This window comes from Pseudomonas sp. LBUM1670 (genome assembly GCF_059695695.1).
Map to the genome: position 1 here is coordinate 2,681,307 of NZ_CP166783.1, position 15,777 is coordinate 2,697,083.

General features: G+C 57.7%; 13 protein-coding genes and 1 pseudogene. 7 read left to right on the forward strand and 7 right to left on the reverse strand.

Annotation, left to right across the window (positions count from 1 at the left end):
* Positions 1 to 96: 96 nt before the first annotated feature.
* The 3 genes from ACA073_RS12175 to copC form a co-directional block, all read right to left on the reverse strand.
* Positions 97 to 1,398, reverse strand: coding sequence for an OprD family porin (locus tag ACA073_RS12175; RefSeq protein WP_497403709.1), 1,302 nt, complete (start codon positions 1,396 to 1,398; stop codon positions 97 to 99).
* A 236-nt stretch (positions 1,399 to 1,634) separates the two neighbouring features.
* Positions 1,635 to 2,492: a copper homeostasis membrane protein CopD gene (gene copD / locus ACA073_RS12180; protein WP_497403711.1), complete on the reverse strand. Its 858-nt coding sequence runs from the start codon at positions 2,490 to 2,492 to the stop codon at positions 1,635 to 1,637.
* A 3-nt stretch (positions 2,493 to 2,495) separates the two neighbouring features.
* Complete coding sequence (gene copC, locus ACA073_RS12185; protein WP_497403713.1) at positions 2,496 to 2,861, reverse strand: copper homeostasis periplasmic binding protein CopC; 366 nt, start codon at positions 2,859 to 2,861, stop codon at positions 2,496 to 2,498.
* Between the two features lie 146 nt (positions 2,862 to 3,007).
* Between copC and ACA073_RS12190 the strand changes: the two genes are divergently transcribed.
* Positions 3,008 to 3,628, forward strand: a complete 621-nt coding sequence (locus tag ACA073_RS12190; protein ID WP_084320882.1) for a TetR/AcrR family transcriptional regulator — start codon at positions 3,008 to 3,010, stop codon at positions 3,626 to 3,628.
* Positions 3,629 to 3,743: 115 nt separating this feature from the next.
* Here the strand turns inward: ACA073_RS12190 and preA are convergent, their stop codons facing one another.
* The 3 genes from preA to hydA form a co-directional block, all read right to left on the reverse strand.
* Positions 3,744 to 5,018, reverse strand: coding sequence for an NAD-dependent dihydropyrimidine dehydrogenase subunit PreA (gene preA, locus ACA073_RS12195; RefSeq protein WP_497403715.1), 1,275 nt, complete (start codon positions 5,016 to 5,018; stop codon positions 3,744 to 3,746).
* Complete coding sequence (locus tag ACA073_RS12200) at positions 5,019 to 6,386, reverse strand: NAD(P)-dependent oxidoreductase (RefSeq protein ID WP_497404074.1); 1,368 nt, start codon at positions 6,384 to 6,386, stop codon at positions 5,019 to 5,021.
* A 156-nt stretch (positions 6,387 to 6,542) separates the two neighbouring features.
* On the reverse strand, positions 6,543 to 7,982 hold the full coding sequence (gene hydA / locus ACA073_RS12205) for a dihydropyrimidinase (RefSeq protein ID WP_497403717.1): 1,440 nt from the start codon (positions 7,980 to 7,982) through the stop codon (positions 6,543 to 6,545).
* 549 nt (positions 7,983 to 8,531) lie between these two features.
* Between hydA and ACA073_RS12210 the strand changes: the two genes are divergently transcribed.
* The 6 genes from ACA073_RS12210 to ACA073_RS12235 all read left to right on the forward strand — a co-directional run bounded on the left by ACA073_RS12210 (position 8,532) and on the right by ACA073_RS12235 (position 15,508).
* On the forward strand, positions 8,532 to 10,016 hold the full coding sequence (locus ACA073_RS12210; protein ID WP_497403719.1) for an NCS1 family nucleobase:cation symporter-1: 1,485 nt from the start codon (positions 8,532 to 8,534) through the stop codon (positions 10,014 to 10,016).
* A gap of 142 nt (positions 10,017 to 10,158) precedes the next feature.
* On the forward strand, positions 10,159 to 11,442 hold the full coding sequence (locus ACA073_RS12215) for a Zn-dependent hydrolase (RefSeq protein WP_497403721.1): 1,284 nt from the start codon (positions 10,159 to 10,161) through the stop codon (positions 11,440 to 11,442).
* A 181-nt stretch (positions 11,443 to 11,623) separates the two neighbouring features.
* Positions 11,624 to 12,337: a hypothetical protein gene (locus tag ACA073_RS12220; protein ID WP_497403723.1), complete on the forward strand. Its 714-nt coding sequence runs from the start codon at positions 11,624 to 11,626 to the stop codon at positions 12,335 to 12,337.
* Positions 12,338 to 12,420: 83 nt separating this feature from the next.
* Positions 12,421 to 13,917: a helix-turn-helix transcriptional regulator gene (locus ACA073_RS12225; protein ID WP_497403725.1), complete on the forward strand. Its 1,497-nt coding sequence runs from the start codon at positions 12,421 to 12,423 to the stop codon at positions 13,915 to 13,917.
* A 175-nt stretch (positions 13,918 to 14,092) separates the two neighbouring features.
* A complete protein-coding gene (locus ACA073_RS12230) occupies positions 14,093 to 14,356 on the forward strand; it encodes a DUF1652 domain-containing protein (RefSeq protein WP_497403727.1) in 264 nt (87 codons plus the stop codon).
* 489 nt (positions 14,357 to 14,845) lie between these two features.
* Complete coding sequence (locus ACA073_RS12235) at positions 14,846 to 15,508, forward strand: hypothetical protein (RefSeq protein ID WP_497403729.1); 663 nt, start codon at positions 14,846 to 14,848, stop codon at positions 15,506 to 15,508.
* Between the two features lie 78 nt (positions 15,509 to 15,586).
* Here the strand turns inward: ACA073_RS12235 and ACA073_RS12240 are convergent.
* Positions 15,587 to 15,736 (reverse strand): annotated as a pseudogene (locus tag ACA073_RS12240) (SDR family oxidoreductase); the annotation flags it as partial.
* Positions 15,737 to 15,777: the final 41 nt, after the last annotated feature.

Here is a 15,777-nt window from a genome sequence, read left to right on the forward strand (position 1 = left end):
CGATGGTCGTAAACGATAACGCGTGCTTCCTGAATAAGCGCGTCGTCCTTGAGCCCATCGCGAGCAGGCTCGCTCCCACAGGGAAGGTGCCTAGCCTTACAGCAACGAAATCGGATAGCTGACGAAAATCCGGTTCTCATCGAATTCGTTGGTACTGAAGTCCTTGCGGATGCTCGCGTTGCGCCATTTGACGTTGAGGTTTTTCAGCGGGCCGCTCTGTACGGTGTAGGCCAGTTCCGATTCGCGCCCCCATTCCTTGCCGTCGGTAATGACGCCCGTGTGCACGTTATCGCCGCTGATGTAGCGGTTCATCATCGTCAGGCCGGGAATGCCGAGTGCCACGAAGTTGTAGTCATGACGCAGCTGCCAGGATTTCTCCTTGGCATTGTCGTAGCTGGAGTTGTAGCTGTCGTTGGCCAGAGTGCCGCCGCTGGTGCCGTTGACGCGCATCCAGACATCGTCGCCGCTGAGTTTTTGCAGGCCGACATAGAACGTGCTGCCACCGTATTTGGCCGAGAGCATGGCGAACGCGGTTTTGTTGTCGAGGTCGCCGGCCAGGGCACTGCCGTCTTCCTTGCCGATGAAGTAACCGAGGTTGGCGCCGAGGGTCCAGTCGCCAATGGGCTGACTGTGGCTCAGGTTGAAATACTGCTGTTGATAGATGTCGCTGAGTTCTGCGTACCAGACGCCGACCTGGGTGCGCTTCTCGTTGAACGCATATTCACCGCCGCCGAAGTTGAAACGGTCCGAGGTAAAGGCTGCCGATTTGCCGTTCATGAACATGTCTTCCATGCTCGCATCGTTACGCGGGCTGTTCTGACGGAACTGGCCGCCGTAGAGCGTCAGGCCGCTGATCTCGTTGGACGTCACCTGGCCGCCGCGAAAGGTTTGCGGCAACGAGCGACCGTCGTCGGAGCGCAGAATCGGCAGCACCGGCATCCATTCTCCGACCTTCAATTCGGTTTTCGAGATTTTGCCTTTCAGCGCCACGCCCATCCGGCCGAAATTGTCCGCCGGGCGGCCGTCGTCGTGGATCGGCAGCAACTGGGTGCCGCCCGTGCCTTTGCCGCCGTCAAGCTTCTGCGAGTACAGACCGAGCACATCCATGCCGAAACCGACCGGGCCCGAGGTGAAGCCGGATTTGGCGTCGAGGATGAAGCTCTGCGTCCATTCTTCAGCCTTGCCCTGAGGGTAAGCCGGGTTGGTGTAGTTTCGATTGAAGTAGGCGTTACGCAGGTTCAACGTGGCCTTGGCGTCATCGACGAAACCTTCGGCGTTGCTGGTCATGGGCATAGCGAGTATGGCCAGGCTGCTGCAACCGATCAGGCTCAGGGTATGACGGCGTGCGAAGGTTGGGCGAGGGGTGCAGGCGAAGGAATTACGGACGTGCTTGCTCACTGTGACGCTCCCGTTGTTTCTTGTTCTTATTGTCGTTATACGTCGTCGTACAACATTGGAGGCGATTATTTGCGAGGGTTTCAGGGATTGTCAATTAGAAGTTATACGATGACTTGTAGGAGGCGCATAACCCGGTGGGAGCGGGCTTGCTCGCGAAGAGGCCGTCACATTCGACATCTTTGCTGCCTGATCCACCGCTTTCGCGAGCAAGCCCGCTCCCACAGGGGATCGTGTTGTCAGCTCGAAATCATGGGAGGCATAGTGCCCAGGAGGGAGACCGCCGCCACTGCGCCAATCCCAAGCAACCATTCCAGGATCACACTGGTCTTGAGCGTTGCGAGACGCTCTTCGCAATCCCTGATCCGCAACCGATTGAACAGCGCCAGCCCCAGCATGACGGCGACCAGCACAACCTTGATCAGCAGAATCAGTGCGAAACCGGACAGTAGCGGTGTGGGCCAGAATTGCCCGGTCAGTACCCGCACATTGATCAGCCCGGTGATGACCAATCCGCCAACCAATGCGTAACCCACGCCGCTGAAGCGTTGCAGTATTTCGCGAACGGCATGGCCAGCCGGTTGCCGCAGAATCATCACCAGCAACATCAGCCCACCCAACCAGGCACCGACACAAATCAGGTGAACGATCTGATTGAGGATCAGCAATTGGCCACTGAGACCATCAAGCATCGCCCCGTGGCCGACCGGTGCCAGCGTGGCGAGCAACAGGCCGCCGAGGATCAGGCGCAAAGGCAGGTGGGTGCGGAGCCGCGTCAGCAGCACAATCAACAGCAAACCATTGAGCAACAGATGCCAGGTCCAGACCTGACCAAAAAACGTATTGCCCAGCACCAACCCCAGGGTCGGCGGATCGAATGCCGCCGCCCAGTCCCCGGCCATGCTGGCGGTGATCAGCAGCAACCAGCTGATGCCGCTGACCAATGCCACTGCCGCGAGCCAACGGCTGACTCGCGCCAGGGGTGGATCCAGCAACGTCTCACGGCCCAACAGTAATGGCCTGAATACCCAGGCCCCGAACAGCATCAGCACCACGGTGAAATGCAGGAAGCGGCACAGCACCATCGTGCTCGTCATGAATTACTGGCCAACCTTGAAGCTGTAAGCGCCTTCGCTTTTGTGGGTATCGACCGACACCGCATGCCATTCAACTTTGTAGGCACCCGACGTCAACGGCGCTGCCGGGGTGACGATCAAGGTCTTTTTATCGCTGCCTTCGGTGGCCAGGCTTTTCACCGGTACGTCGGCGCCGTCCTTGCTGATCGTGACTTTGGTGAACGTCGCTTCGACACCTTCGGAAAACTCCAGACGCAGTTCAGACGGCGCACTCACGGTGCTGTTGGCAGCCGGGGTCTGGCTTTTCAGGTGGGCGTGGGCAAAGACCGACGAAGCGGCGAGCAGCGAGCCGAGCAGGGCGGCGGTGGACAGGGTTTTCTTGAAAAGCATCGTAGGTACCTCAGAGGCAGGTTCGAAGAAGTGGCACAGTTTAGCTGCGAGCGAGAGCGGACGGGTGTACGAAGTTTCGTTTTCCCCTGTCGCCGCGAGGTAGAGCGAATGCTAGTCTTGAGCAACGCTGTTGTCAGGGAGCCCTCATGGGCAATCACAAGATCGAGATTCGCCGCAGTAACGTCGAAAAAATCCTGCTCGGGGCGGAAAAGGTCTTTGCCGAAAAAGGCTTCGGCGGTACGGCCATGGCCGATATCGCTGCTGAAGTGCAACTGCCGCGTTCCAATCTGCATTACTACTTCAGCACCAAGACCGAGTTGTACAGCGCCGTGCTGTTCGATTTGCTGGAGGTGTGGAAGCAGGACGCGCTGTGTTTCGAGATGTTCGATGACCCGCGCGTGGTACTCAGCAGCTACATCCGTGCGAAGATGAACCACTCCCGCAGCCGGCCTTACGGCTCCAAAGTCTGGGCCAACGAAATCATCCACGGCGCGCCGACGTTGGGCGTGGCACTGGACGCCAGCCTGTACGACTGGGCCAAGATGAAAGAAGCAAAAATTCGCCAGTGGGTGGACGACAAACGCATCCTGCCGGTGGAGCCTTCAAGCCTGCTGTACATGATCTGGGCCTCGACCCAGCATTACGCTGACTTTGATCATCAGGTGAATATTTTGAATGATCATCAGCCGCTGTCGGACATGCAGTTCGAGCGGGCGGTGCAGACGGTGACGAGTGTGATTTTGCGGGGGATCGGGTTGGAGCCTTGAGATCTCGAGTGTTGCTACCGGCCTCTTCGCGAGCAAGCCCGCTCCCACATTTGAAATGCATTCCAATGTGGGAGCGGGCTTGCTCGCGAAGGCGTCAGCTCAGGCGACGCAAATCTCAAACAGCGACGTGATACGGATTCCTCGGATCATGATTCCAATCCAGAAACGGCTTCCCGTTTTCCATCGGCACCATCTCGATGCAATCCTGTACCGGGCAGGTGATCTGGCACAAATTGCAGCCCACACAGTCCTCATCGACCACTTCATACTTGTGCGTGCCGTCCGCCTGCTTGAGGCTCGCCACCGCCTGATGCGAAGTGTCTTCGCAGGCGATATGGCAACGCCCACACCCAATACACGCGTCCTGATCGATCTTCGCAATCACCTGATAGTTGATGTCCAGGTACTTCCAGTCCGTGGTATTGCCCACAGCGCGCCCGGAAAAATCCGACACGCTGGCGTAACCCTGACTGTCCATCCAGCGTGACAAGCCGTCCTTCATCTCTTCGACAATACGGAAGCCATGCAGCATGGCCGCCGTGCACACTTGCACCGAGCCGCTGCCCAGCGCGATGAATTCCGCCGCGTCGCGCCAGTTGCCGATGCCGCCGATGCCGGAAATCGGCAGGCCTTGCGTCTGCGGATCGCGGGCGATTTCAGCGACCATGTTCAGCGCAATCGGCTTCACCGCCGAACCGCAATAACCGCCGTGGGTGCTTTGGCTGCCGACGATGGGATTGGCGACCATGCGCTCCAGGTTGACGCTGGTGATCGAGTTGATCGTGTTGATCAGCGACACCGCATCGGCACCACCACGATGGGCCGCACGGGCCGCGACGCGGATGTCGGTGATGTTCGGCGTGAGCTTGACGATTACCGGCAGCGAGCAATAGGTCTTGCACCAGCGGGTGACCTGCTCGACATACTCCGGCACCTGACCGACCGCCGCGCCCATGCCCCTTTCCGGCATGCCGTGCGGACAGCCGAAATTCAATTCAATGCCATCGGCGCCGGTAGCCTCCACCAACGGCAGGATGTGTTTCCAGGACTCTTCGACGCAGGGCACCATCAGCGACACGATCAGTGCGCGATCCGGCCAGTCCTTTTTGACCTGAGTGATTTCCCTCAGGTTGATCTCCAGCGAGCGGTCGGTAATCAGCTCGATGTTGTTGAAACCCAGCACCTCACGGTTGGCACCGAAGTGCGCCGAGTAGCGCGACGACACGTTGACCGCCGCCGGGTCTTCACCCAGGGTTTTCCAGACCACGCCACCCCAACCGGCTTCGAAGGCGCGAACCACGTTGTAGGCTTTGTCAGTCGGTGGCGCGGAAGCCAGCCAGAACGGATTGGGGCTTTTGATGCCGGCGAAGACAATCGACAGATCGGCCATTTACGCAGCCTCCACATTGAGCATCAGTTGAGCGTTGATGGCCTCGGCGGCCAGTTTGCCGTGCTGCACCGCCTGCACGGTGAGGTCCTGATCGAGGCTGGTGCAGTCACCGCCGGCATACACGCCCGGAATGCTGGTGCGCAGGTGTTCATCGACTTGAATCCGATCGCCCTGGCGCTTGAGTTCGCGAGCCAGCGGATCGCTGAGGGAGTTTGAGTCGAAGGCCTGGCCGATGGCTTTGAAGATCGCATCGGCGGCCAGTTCGAAGGTTTCGCCAGTGGTTTGCAGGCGACCTTCCACCAAATGTGTGCGGGCAAAGCGCATGCCGCGCACGTTGCCTTGATCGTCGAGCAGCACTTCTTCGGGTTGCGCCCACGTCAGCAAGCGCACCTGATTGGCTTTGGCGATGGCTTGTTCGTGGTGGGTGGCGCCCATGTCCTCGACACCGCGGCGATACACCAGATTCACGTCACGTGCGCCGAGGCGGGCCATTTGCACGGCCATGTCGATGGCGGTGTTGCCGGCACCCAGGACGATGCAGTGGTCGGCTAAAGGCAGTTGTGTCAGATCATCGGCCTGGCGCAATTCACGGATGTACTCGGTGGCGGGGAGCAGACCGGGCGCATCTTCGTGGGCCAGTCCCAGCTGATTGCTGGCATTGAGGCCGAGGCCGAGAAACACCGCGTCGAATTGCTGATGCAGTTCGCTGAGGGTCAGGTTTTCACCGAGTTTATGTCCGTGACGGATTTCGATGCCACCGATCTGCAACAGGAAATCCAGCTCCTTTTGCGCGTAATCGTCCACCAGTTTGTACTTGGCGATTCCGTATTCGTTGAGGCCGCCAGCCTTTTCCCGTGCTTCGAAAATCACCACGTCATGTCCGTGCATGGCGCTGCGATGGGCGCAGGACAAACCGGCCGGGCCGGCACCGACCACGGCGATGCGCTTGCCGGTGGCTGCGGCGCGAGGGAAGGGGTGTTCGCTGAAGTGCGCGTTGTCCACGGCGTAGCGCTGTAACAGGCCGATCAACACCGGCGCGCATTCATGGGCGTTGTTGCGCACACAGGCTTGCTGGCAAAGGATTTCCGTCGGGCAGACCCGGGCGCAACTGCCGCCGAGAATGTTCGCCGAGAGGATTTTCTGCGCCGCGCCTTGCACGTTGTCCTGATGGATATTGCGGATGAACGAAGGAATGTCGATGTCGCTTGGACAGGCATTCACGCACGGCGCGTCGTAGCAATACAGGCAGCGCGAGGCTTCCAGATGCGCCTGGCGGTCGTTTAACGGCGGCGCCAGATCGGTGAAATGGCCGGCGAGGGTGGCCGCATTCTCGTAGGGATGCGGGAGGTGGTTCAGGGTTTTGATCACGGTGTTGGCCTCACGGTTGTTGAGGTAACTGCCTCTGGTGGGCATTGGTTTTTGTGTCGCCTGTGCCGGCCTCTTCGCGAGCAAGCCCGCTCCCACATTTGGAATGCATTCCCCCTGTGGGAGCGGGCTTGCTCGCGAAGGCCGAAGGCCTCGATTTCAGCGTTTCACAGCAGTCGGCCTGTTCAACTCCGCCCGCTTGCTCAGCAAATCAAACACCGCCGGATACGCCGGCCGTTCGACATACCGCCCGGCCCCACGCTCGGCGCGCAAATCCCCATCGGCCCAGACCACCCGGCCCTGGCTGATCGTATGGCTCGGCACACCGCGTACGGTCTTGCCTTCGAAGATATTGAAGTCGACTTGGTGGTGATGCGTCTTCGCCGAAATCGTCCGCGAACCTTCGGGATCCCACAGCACCAGATCCGCATCGGCACCGACGCGAATCGCACCCTTGCGCGGGTAGAGGTTGAAGATCTTCGCGGTGTTGGTGGAGGTGAGCGCGACAAATTGCTGCATCGAGAAGCGCCCGGTGTTCACCCCTTCATCCCACAGCAAGGCCATGCGGTCTTCGATACCGGCGGTGCCATTGGGGATCTTGCTGAAGTCATCACGCCCCACGGCTTTTTGTTCGGCGCAGAAGCAGCAGTGGTCGGTGGCGGTGGTGTGCAGGTTGCCGGATTGCAGCCCATGCCAAAGCGCTTCCTGATGACCGCGAGGACGGAAGGGCGGGCTCATCACGTAACCGGCGGCGGTCTGCCAGTCAGGGTGTTGATAGACGCTGTCGTCCAGCAGCAGATGCCCGGCCAGCACTTCACCGTAGACTGGCTGGCCCTTGCTGCGGGCGTAGGTGATTTCGTCGAGGGCTTCCTTGGTCGAGACATGCACCAGATACAGCGGCGTGCCCAGCGTTTCGGCGATGCGGATTGCCCGGCTCGCCGCTTCACCTTCAACTTGAGAAGGGCGCGACAGCGGATGCGCCTCAGGGCCGGTCATGCCCTGGGCCATCAGCTTGCGTTGCAGGTGATAAACCAGTTCGCCGTTTTCCGCATGCACGGTCGGCACGGCGCCCAGCTCCAGGCAACGCTCGAAGCTTGCCACCAGCGTGTCATCGGCCGCCATGATCGCGTTCTTGTAGGCCATGAAATGCTTGAAGCTGTTGACGCCGTGATGGCTGACCAGCTCGGCCATTTCCTCGCGGACCTGCTCGCTCCACCAGGTGACCGCGACGTGGAAACCGTAATCCGAGGCCGACTTCTCCGCCCAGCCGCGCCACTGATGAAAGGCTTCCATCAGCGACTGCTGCGGATTGGGAATCACGAAGTCGATGATCGACGTGGTGCCTCCGGCAAGACCTGCCGCCGTGCCGCTGAAAAAGTCTTCACTGGCCACGGTGCCCATGAAGGGCAGTTGCATGTGCGTGTGCGGGTCGATGCCACCGGGCATCAGGTATTGGCCGCTGCCGTCGAGCACTTCGGCGCCCGCCGGAACATCAAGATTTTCACCGATGGCTTTGATCACGCCGTCGGCGCAATAGACGTCGGCGCGATAACTTTCATCGTGGGTAATAACGGTGGCGCCACGGATTAACAGTGACATTCCGAGTTCCTCGCAGGCATGACCGACTGGTGCCGGTTCTAAATGTTTTTTATGAGGCAGACGCAAAAAGGCGTATTCCTGTCAACGCTGTCAGGAATAGAAACTAGTATGAGTTCATGGAATCAGCAAGAATATTTTTTATAAGCATATAGCCGATCTAAGTTGCTGAAAAATAATGATTTAAATGATAAAACACCAAAATGGTGAGGCCCCTCACCATTTTGACGCACTTGACAGGTTCTAAAAATGGTCAAGATTTCTTATGTGAAATCAGCCGCTTGAGGATGGTCTATGGTTGATGCGCAACTTTGAAAAAAAGATCGATGCACCAGATTGAGTCCTGACGGTTCGGACAACTTGCCTGGCTTTTGGCCTGAGGGAGCAGGCAAGTCACCGAAGACTCACCAGATAAATAAATAAAACTGATAAATATCAGTGATATACAGCGTTTTATGGAACTGCCCGATGCGCAATCGGGGCGCCCGGCATGTTTATTGATGACGCCAGCCCCTGATGAGCAAAAACAATTCAAAGAACAATGGAGCGGCCATGCAACAGATCAGATCACAAGTGACCGAGCGCGACGGCTTGTTCGAGCTCGAAGCCGGCAGCGACGTCCTCGACAGTCCCCGTTACAACCACGACATGGCACCGACCAAGGTGCGCGAACGAACCTGGAACAAATGGCACATCACCGCGCTGTGGGTCGGCATGGCAATCTGCGTGCCGACCTACACCCTCGGCGGGGTGCTGACCGCGTATTTCGGCCTGACGGTCGGCGAAGCGCTCCTGGCGATTCTGTTCGCCAACATCATTGTGTTGATCCCTCTGACACTGAATGCTTTCCCCGGCACCAAATACGGCATTCCGTTTCCCGTATTGCTTCGCTCGTCATTCGGCGTTCTGGGTTCCAACATTCCCTGCCTGATTCGTGCCCTGGTGGCGTGTGGCTGGTTCGGCATCCAGACGATGTTCGGCGGGTTGGCGATTCACCTGTTTCTGGGCTCGGTGTTCGAAGGCTGGAAATCCCTCGGCGGCACCGGCGAAGTCATCGGCTTCATGATCTTCTGGGCGCTGAACCTGTGGGTGGTGATTCGCGGCGCCGACTCGATCAAATGGCTTGAAACGCTTTCCGCTCCGCTGCTGGTGCTGGTCGGTGTCGGCCTGCTGGTGTGGGCGATGCCGAACGTGTCGATGAGCGAATTGCTGGCGATCCCGGCCAAGCGTCCGGAAGGGGCGAGCGTGGTCAGTTACTTCGCCGCCGGTCTGACCGCCATGGTCGGGTTCTGGGCCACGTTGTCCCTGAACATTCCGGACTTCAGCCGCTACGCCAAAAGCCAGAAGGACCAGATCGTCGGGCAGATCATCGGTTTGCCACTGACCATGTTCCTGTTCGCCTCGCTGGGCGTGGTGATGACCGCCGCGTCGGTGAAACTGGTGGGCGTGACCGTCTCCGATCCGGTGACGTTGATCGGCCATATCCAGAGCCCGGTCTGGGTCGCGGTGGCCATGGCACTGATCATCATCGCCACGCTGTCCACCAACACCGCCGCCAACATTGTTTCGCCGACCAACGACTTCCAGAACATCGCGCCGAAAGTGATCAACCGCACCAAAGCCGTGTTGCTCACCGGTCTGGTGGGGTTGTTGCTGATGGGCCATGAACTGCTGAAGAAGCTTGGGCTGATTGTCTCGGACCTGAGCCTGGAAACGGTCTATTCGAACTGGCTGCTGGGCTATTCCAGCCTGCTCGGCCCGATCGCGGGGATCATGGTGGTGGACTATTTCCTGATCAAGAAACAGCAACTGGATCTGGCCGGGCTTTATCGCGATGACGTTTATCCGGCGTGGAACTGGTTCGGGTTTATCGCGTTTGGTGTGCCGGTGGTGTTGACGCTGCTGTCGCTGGGCAGCGATGCGTTCAGCTGGTTTTACAGCTATGGCTGGTTTACCGGCTCGGCGCTGGGCGGTGTGATTTATTACGGGTTGTGCTCGCTGCGGCCGAGTCCGTCAGTGGCGAAATCTGCGGTGTAGCGGATGACCCCTTCGCGAGCAAGCCCGCTCCCACAGTTGAAATGCATTCTCCTGTGGGAGCGGGCTTGCTCGCGAAGACGGCCTCAAAAACACCAGAAAAAAGCCTGAAAAAAACCTATAACAACAGCCTGAGGAGATCACCATGAACGCTGCCGTAGACGTTCTGCAATCCACCCATCAGCACATCAACCGTGACCGCCTCTGGCAGTCACTCATGGACCTCGCCAGGCTCGGCGCCACCGTCAAGGGCGGCGTCTGTCGCCTGGCCCTGACCGACCTCGATCGCCAGGCCCGCGACATCTTCGTCAAGTGGTGTGAAGAGGCCGGCTGCACCGTCAGCATCGACGCCGTCGGCAACATCTTCGCCCGCCGCCCTGGCCGCAACCCGAACCTGCCCCCCGTCATGACCGGCAGCCACATCGACACCCAACCTACTGGCGGCAAATTCGACGGCTGCTTCGGGGTGCTCGCCGGCGTCGAAGTCCTGCGCACCCTCAACGACCTCGGCGTAGAAACCGAAGCACCGCTGGAAGTAGTGGTCTGGACCAACGAAGAAGGCTCGCGCTTCGCTCCGTGCATGATGGGCTCCGGCGTGTTCGCGGAAAAATTCACCCTCGAAGAAACCCTGGCCAAAGTCGACGCAGAAGGCGTCACCGTCGGCGAAGCTCTGAACGCGATCGGCTACGCCGGTCCACGCGCGGTCAGCGGTCACGCCGTCGGCGCCTATTTCGAAGCCCACATCGAACAAGGCCCGATCCTCGAAGACGAACGTAAAACCATCGGCGTCGTCATGGGTGCCCTCGGCCAGAAATGGTTCGACCTGAAACTGCGCGGCGTCGAAGCCCACGCCGGCCCGACCCCGATGCACCTGCGCAAGGATGCACTGGTCGGTGCCGCCGTGATCGTCGGCGCCGTCAATCGTGCCGCCCACGGCCATCAACCCCACGCCTGCGGCACCGTCGGTTGCCTGCAAGCCTACCCCGGCTCACGCAACGTCATCCCCGGCGAAGTGCGCATGACCCTCGATTTCCGTCACCTGGAACCGGCACGCCTGGACTCGATGATCGCCGAAGTCCGCGAGGTCATCGAAACCACCTGCGAAGAACACGGCCTGACCTTCGAACTCACACCGACTGCCGACTTCCCGCCGCTGTACTTCGACAAGGGCTGCGTAGACGCCGTACGCGGTGCCGCGCAAGGTCTCGGCTTGTCGCACATGGACATCGTCAGCGGAGCAGGGCACGACGCAATCTTCCTCGCCGAACTCGGCCCGGCCGGGATGATCTTCGTCCCGTGCGAAGGCGGCATCAGCCATAACGAAATCGAAAACGCCGCACCGGATGACCTCGCGGCCGGGTGTGCGGTGTTGTTGCGGGCGATGCTGGCGGCTTCGGCGGCGATTGCTGAGGGGCAACTCGCGACTTGAAGCGGTCTATTACGATTAGGATTTTTAGTTATTTAAATTATCCGATTGCGGCTATTTAATAATAAAAAACTGTCATATTTGACAGTGGTGCTGAGGCCGATTTTCTTCGATATTAGACGTGTTGTTTAGCGCGTTATCTAATGTAGAGGTTTTAATCATGGGGAATGGCTCAGCAATCGAAATGCCCGACGACCCGCTTGAAAAAGCGACAATGATGGTGAACGGCCTATTTTATACTTTGAACTCGCCGATGCTGTTGCAGAAAGGTATTCAGAACAAATTTCAGATTGATGGTGTGACGGTGAGTGCAACTGTTCGCCTGGTGGATGTTTCTGGAAAATCTCTAATCGAGCCTGAAGGATGGGTAAATCTTGGCGGGGCAAAATGGTCGATAACCCCTGCAGTTGAACAGAGCCAATCCACATTCGTATTATTTAGCCGGGAATTTGTAAAGCCCTGGGAAATTAGTTGCGAGTTCTTTGGCGCTGATCACCCCTTTTACATAAGCACCACTTTTGGAGTAAGTGGGCCATTCGTGTGGGGGTATCCAACTCACAAAGCGGTAATTCCCTTACCTCGAACTCTGCAATACAGTAGCCTCTCCATTTTGGCTGATAGCCGGATTGGTGAAAGCGTAAGGTTGATATTCACTGGGGATGATGGAATACCTGAAATTACGTCCGCCAACCCCCAGCCTATGACTCGCGGAGGAGTTACCTGGAACTTTAATTTTAAAAAGTTAGAAGGAGTAACGCAGTTTAGAGCTTCGGTTGAATGTGAAGATGGTTCAAAGCCCTATTTGGACTATGTACCCACTGATAGGGTCGAAACCGGGTCTAGCCTGTCGGAGCATTCAGAGACAATTGAGAGCTCCACAGATTCAGCCAAGGAGTAGAAACAACGCACGATCACAACCCCCTGCGGTCGTAATCTTCACAGAGCGCCACACACAGGCGCGACCGGAGTTGTGGAGACCCAATGAGCCAGGACGTCCTGACCACAGAAACCAATCGTCGCCAGTTGCAGCAGATCATTGCCGGGCTATCTGACGGGGTGATTCTGCTGGAACTCGACCAATCCATCCTCTGGGCCAACGAAGCCGCGCTGACCATGCACGGTGTCAGCCAAATCAGCGAACTGGGCGCCAATGCCAAGGAATACGCCAAGCGCTTCACCTTGCGCTATCGCAACAATCATCCGGTGCCGTCCGATAACTACCCGATCAACCGCGTGGCACGCGGTGAGACGTTCAGCGATGTGCTGGTGGAAGTGACACCGGCAGACGACGAAGAGCGAAACTGGGTCCACAACGTGCGCAGCATGGTGTTGGCCGACAGCCGCGGTGAGCCGGAGTCGTTGGTATTGATCATGGATGACGTCACCGAATGGGCCAGCGCCGAGCAGCGCTTCGAAAAGACCTTCAACGCCAACCCGGCTCCGGCAGTAATCTGCCGCCTCAGCGATCTGCGCTACATCAAGGTCAATGCGGGTTTTCTGGAAATGACCGGCTACACCCGCGATCAGGTTATCGGCGTTTCGACCTATGAGCTCGACATCCTCGAAGGCGCCGAAAAGAAAGACCTGGCGATCGAACGCCTGCGAGCGCACGCCACCATTCCGCAGATGCAGGCCGAGCTGAAGTTGCCCGAAGGCGGCAGCAAGCAGGTGATCGTCGCAGGCCAGCCTCTTGAGCTCAATGACGAAGACTGCATGCTGTTTTCTTTCGTCGACATGGAGCCCCGGTACATGGCTGAAGTCGCCCTTCGCCAGAGCGAGGAGCGGTTCGCCAAGGCTTTCCGACTGACGCCGGTGCCGATCCTGGTGTGTAACGCCAGTGATCAGGTGGTGCTGGACGTCAACGAAGCCTTCCTCGAAACCCTCACTTATCCAAGTGAGGAAGTGCTCGGCAAAACCATCGCCGAAATCGATTTCATCCATGACGCGGGCACACGCACACAACTGTTCGCGGCGCTGGAGAAAACCGGCAGCCTGGATCGCATCGATGTTCGGGTGCGTAAAAAAGATACCGAACTGATCGATTGCGCGATTTCGGCCGACACCGTGAACATTCAGGACAGCCCGTGCTACCTGCTGGTGTTGATGAACATTACCGAGCGCAAACGCACGGAGCTGGAACTGGTGGCGGCGATTGAAGAGGTGATGAAAGACGCGTCCTGGTTCAGCCGCACGCTGATCGAAAAACTCGCCAATGTGAAAAGCGTCAACTCGCCGAACCTGCCCAGTGTGTCCTTCACCGACCTGACGGCGCGAGAGCGCGATGTGTTGGGTTTGATTTGCGAAGGCCTGGCCGACAAAGAAATTGCTGCGCGACTGAAACTGGCACCGAACACCGTGCGCAATCACGTCGCGACGGTTTACTCCAAGCTCGATGTGCACAGCCGCAGCGAGGCGATCGTCTGGGCGCGCGAACGCGGATTGTTCTCCAGCGAACGCCGACCGAAGGGGCAGAGCTAAGGTACAAATGCACTAGTTGGGGTGGTGCAAATGGATGTTTTGATCCGGCACAGTGGTTCTTAGGCTTTAAGGGTGCGACATGAGTCTTCGTGTCACTTCGAAACAAGCAAAGGATCCGTCACATGGTTAAGTACAAAGCGTACGGGTTTATGCGCCGCCGCCAAGGTGAATCGCAATGATTTCCCTGGCGCAATTACGCCTGCAACTGGAACGCAGTTTTTCGCCGCTGGCCTGTGAGTGTGCGCTCACGGGGGATCATTCGTTGACGGTGAAACTTTATCACCCGGTGTCCGGGCAGGTGGATTTGGTTGTCAGCGGGTTAAGCGTGACAACGCTCGGGACGCCGGACTCTGTGCTGGCACTGATCGAAGAACTGCGCTACGAACTCGAAAGCAACACCCTGCATCAATGTGCCCTACATACTTTTGGAAATAACTGACAGTTCAAACGGAAGAGCACATTATTTTTTTTGTGGCCGGATCGTGAACTTTCCAGCGTAGTTTTGATGTCACAAAAAATGAGTACATCATTTCTCGCAGGTCAGCCTAATGAACAGTCTTGGGAAACGCGTTTCTTCACCGTTATCACTCGCCTTCTGCGCCGCCCTACTCGGCGGTTGCGCAAGCCCGCCACCTCCGCTACCAGCCACACCGCCACCGATTCCCCAACGCAACTGTGAAACGTCTGAAAAGACTGATGTGCTGGGTGATGCAAGGGCTGACGGGCAAGTGACGAGAGAGACCACGTTGACTCGTTGTGTTACTCAGTGAATCCACTTTGCGTTTCGGTGATTTGTATTTACGTATATCCTTTTTATCGCCAATCGTTCTAACCGAACTGTCAAATCTGACAGTACCGGAGTTCGGCATTTTCCTTGATAGTCGAGTGGCCTGATTTCTCTCGCCACTTCGATTATCGAGACAATGCCATGATCCAAGACAACAATTCAAAATCACCGCATTTTTCGTGGGCCAAGTTGTTCGTTAACGATAAGCCGGTCCCGGTAGGCGAGGAAATAACCTTGTACGGCGGGCAGGTCAACACGATCCAGATAGAAGATACCTCGGGCCAGGTGAAGCAAGTCAGGGTTGGCTTGGCGCATAGCGCCGTGAAGATCGATGCGACTCCTGATTTTTTAGAAGGAGTAAGTCCTGTCGATAGCTTCTTCAATTGGTCACTCAAGCCCGAGGACAACCGCAGTGGTACAGCGGCGCTCGTTTTTTTCACCCCTGATGATGTGACTACACGGGAGGTTAACTGCAAGATTGAGCCGAGCATTTCTTTTAGATTCATTGACCTAATACACAAGCCGTTGCCTGTTCCACCGGCGGTAGTTGATACCTTCATCAATTTGTATCTATTCCCTGGTGTGTTGCTGACGTCAAAAGGATCACCGGTGGAAGGAGTAACGGTGGATTTTACCGTCCCAGAGCATGAACCTTCGCAAGGCTTGACCGGTCCCGCGGGAATAACAACCGCGGGAAACGTTCGATACACCACCGTTGGTCAGCGTACACTCCGTGCAGTAGCTGCGCTTGAAGAGGGGAACGTATCGGTAGAGCTGTTATTGAATTTCAAGGCGCCGTCGTGATTTCGAAGTACGTGAACGCATAAAAAAGGCAGCCAAAGGCTGCCTTCTGTTATCCATCGGTAGATAAGGACAGGAAACCCCATCCACATCCAATGAAACCCCAGTCGTATAACTGGAAGCATCACTCGCCAAATACAAAACCGCCCCCGCCATCTCACTCGGATCTGCCTCGTGCTTGAGCGGAATCTGCGCCAGCGCGGTCTTCAAAATCGCGGTGCTTTTGACCAGGATGTTGAGGCGGCCGAACTGTTTGCGGATGCCGGCGAAGA

Coding starts and splice junctions, on each gene's coding strand:
- copD (WP_497403711.1), bottom strand. CDS start 2,492: ATGACGAGCACGATGGTGCTGTGCCGCTTCCTGCATTTCACCGTGGTG.
- copC (WP_497403713.1), bottom strand. CDS start 2,861: ATGCTTTTCAAGAAAACCCTGTCCACCGCCGCCCTGCTCGGCTCGCTG.
- ACA073_RS12190 (WP_084320882.1), top strand. CDS start 3,008: ATGGGCAATCACAAGATCGAGATTCGCCGCAGTAACGTCGAAAAAATC.
- preA (WP_497403715.1), bottom strand. CDS start 5,018: ATGGCCGATCTGTCGATTGTCTTCGCCGGCATCAAAAGCCCCAATCCG.
- hydA (WP_497403717.1), bottom strand. CDS start 7,982: ATGTCACTGTTAATCCGTGGCGCCACCGTTATTACCCACGATGAAAGT.
- ACA073_RS12210 (WP_497403719.1), top strand. CDS start 8,532: ATGCAACAGATCAGATCACAAGTGACCGAGCGCGACGGCTTGTTCGAG.
- ACA073_RS12215 (WP_497403721.1), top strand. CDS start 10,159: ATGAACGCTGCCGTAGACGTTCTGCAATCCACCCATCAGCACATCAAC.
- ACA073_RS12220 (WP_497403723.1), top strand. CDS start 11,624: ATGCCCGACGACCCGCTTGAAAAAGCGACAATGATGGTGAACGGCCTA.
- ACA073_RS12225 (WP_497403725.1), top strand. CDS start 12,421: ATGAGCCAGGACGTCCTGACCACAGAAACCAATCGTCGCCAGTTGCAG.
- ACA073_RS12230 (WP_497403727.1), top strand. CDS start 14,093: ATGATTTCCCTGGCGCAATTACGCCTGCAACTGGAACGCAGTTTTTCG.
- ACA073_RS12235 (WP_497403729.1), top strand. CDS start 14,846: ATGATCCAAGACAACAATTCAAAATCACCGCATTTTTCGTGGGCCAAG.